The sequence below is a fragment of the Rhodopseudomonas sp. B29 genome (assembly GCF_000333455.1).
Taxonomy (GTDB): domain Bacteria; phylum Pseudomonadota; class Alphaproteobacteria; order Rhizobiales; family Xanthobacteraceae; genus Rhodopseudomonas.
The window spans coordinates 1-2,606 of sequence record NZ_BADD01000387.1; the positions used below are offsets into that span (position 1 = coordinate 1).

Annotated in this window: 1 protein-coding gene; it reads right to left on the bottom strand. The window is 64.5% G+C overall.

Annotated features, from left to right (window positions below):
• The coding region (locus I5M_RS13870; protein ID WP_022721943.1) for a glycosyltransferase at positions 1-2,251 on the bottom strand (2,251 nt) is incomplete at its 3' end.
• Positions 2,252-2,606: the final 355 nt, after the last annotated feature.

Sequence of the window (2,606 nt, forward strand, 5' to 3'; positions counted from 1 at the left end):
CCGGCCTTCCGTGCACCCGCAGCCGATACATCGACACGAAGTGACTGAGCGACACGATGAACGAGGCGATGATCGGCAGCGTCAGGATCTTGTCCGGGATGGCGATGTCGGCGAAGGCGACGATCGGCACCCAGACGAGGTTGAGGATCGCCACGACGACGCCGAGGCTCTCGGCCCCGAGCCAGTTCAGCCAACCCAGCGCATATTCGCGCTTCTGGTCGCCGGAGAGCCGGCTGGCGCCGGGCAGGAAGCGGCGCCAGTGCTTCTTGATGATCTGGAAGCCGCCGAACGCCCAGCGATGGCGCTGCTTCTTGAACGCCTCGTAAGTGTCGGGCAGCAGGCCGTAGCCGTAGCGGGTGTTGCTGTAGTGGGTGAGCCAGCCGTGCTCCATGATCTCGAGGCCGAGATCGGAATCCTCGCAGATGGTGTCGCTCGACCAGCCGCCGGCCATGTCCATCGCGGCGCGTCGTATCAGGCACATCGTGCCGTGGACAATGATGGCGTTGTATTCGTTGCGCTGAACCATGCCGATATCGAAGAACCCGGCATATTCGCCATTCATGATGTAGTGCATCAGCGACAGGTCGCCGTCGCGATGCTCCTGCGGCGCCTGCACCAGGCCGACCCTCGGGTCGTCGAAAGCCGGGACAAGGTCCTTCAGCCAGTCCGGCGTCACCACATAGTCGGCGTCGATGATGCCGATGATCTCGGCATCGGCGGCGGTGCGCTCCATCGCGATGCGCAGCGCGCCGGCCTTGAAGCCTTTGACCTTCTCGGCGTTGATGAACTTGAAGCGCTCGCCGAGCTCGCGGCAGTGGTCCTGGATCGGCTGGGTGAAGGCCGGGTCGGGCGTGTTGTTGATGATCACCACGACTTCGAAATTTGGGTAGTCCAGCCGCGCCAGCGCGTCGAGCGTCTGCTTCAGCATCTCCGGCGGTTCGAAATAGGCGGGGACGTGAATCGACACCTTGGGGTAGGTCACAGGCTTGCCGGCCGCGAGCGCGCGGCTACGAGTAGCTTCCTGCGACTTGGTCAAAGCGCGGTTGATCAGTCGGCGCGGTTTGTGGCCGAAGGCCACCGCGGCGATCTCCTCCACGCGTGCCAATGCGATCACCACCAGCGGCGTCAGCAGGATCATGCCGAGGGTGAGGGCGAAGGCCGAGCCGAAGACGAAATAGTGCCCGTTCCAATAGGCGAAGATATTGGCCACCCAGGCGCCGACGCCGTTTGCGGCGGCTGAAAGCAGCATGGCCTGTGGGAAGGTCGCGCCGGCGATCTGTAGAATGGGGAGCGACAGCAGGATGCCGACCAGGAGCGCAATGCCGGCGAGCTTCCAATAGGCCGGGTCGACCACGGGGCCGGTCCAGGCGAATTTGGGCTCACGCGAGGCGTTGAGAATGCCCCAGTAAGGACCGACGCCGCCTTCGAAGAACTTCCATGGCTGATCGATGGCTTCGACGATGTTGTATTCCATCCCGATCGCTTCGGCGCGCGAGACGAAATTGCGCAGCGTCACCGCCTGTTCGAACGGACCAGGGACGGCGGCCTTGAGATTGTAGCCGGCGCTCGGCCAGCCGAATTCGGCGATGACGATGCGCTTGCCCGGGAAGGCGTCGCGCAGCTTCTGATAGATGATCAGCGCCTGGTCGACGGCCTGCTTGGACGAGAAACCTTCCCAGTACGGCAGAATGTGCGCGGCGATGAAGTCGACCGATGAGGCGAGCTCGGGATGCTCGAGCCAGATGTTCCAAATTTCACCGGTCGTCACAGGTACGTTGACCTGACTCTTCACCCGCTGGATGAGCTTGATGAGGTCCTCGACCTTCTGGTCGGCGCGGTAGATGGTTTCGTTGCCGACCACGATGCCGTTGACGTTGGAATTGTGCTTGGCGAGATCGACGGCCGCCTGGAGCTCCCGCTCGTTGCGGTCGACGTGTTTGTCGATCCAGGCGCCGACCATGACCTTGAGGCCGACCTCGTTGGCGACAGGCGGCACCAGCTCGACACCGCCCGTCGACGAATACAGACGGATGGCGCGGGTCATCGGCGCCAGCGTTTTCAGATCGGAGCGGATGCGCTCGACCGTCGGGATGTTGTCGACGTCGGGGTGAGCCGAGCCGTCGAACGGCGCGTAGGAGACGCTGGGCAGGATGCCGGTGAAGTCGGGCGCCTGCTGCTTTTCGCGGAGGAGGCCCCAGAGGCCGGCATGAACGGCGGTGACGAACACAAGAGCGGCGACGACGGCACGCATCGCGACAAAACCATCCGGGGCCATCGTGGCTCGGAAGCGGACCCGTCCCCGAGGCCCGACCAAGGCGACGCGCCGAGTGCCGGCGCGTCCACGTACTAATCGATCGGCTGAATGGCGAATTGAGGGCGCCAGCAGCTACAATCGCAATTGCTCCGGAACGTTCCGCGCCCGGCTATTTGGCCGGGGCGGGCGTCGGCGCGGGGGCGGGCTGCTGCTGATTGGCCGGAGGCGTAGCGGCGGCCGGCGCCCGCCTGCGGCGCTCCGGCTTGCGGCTGTGCGTTCGGATTGATCCAGCAAGCATGCACCCGGCCACTCAGGCTGTCCGGGACTTTCGGATCGATGGGACCAGATCGCA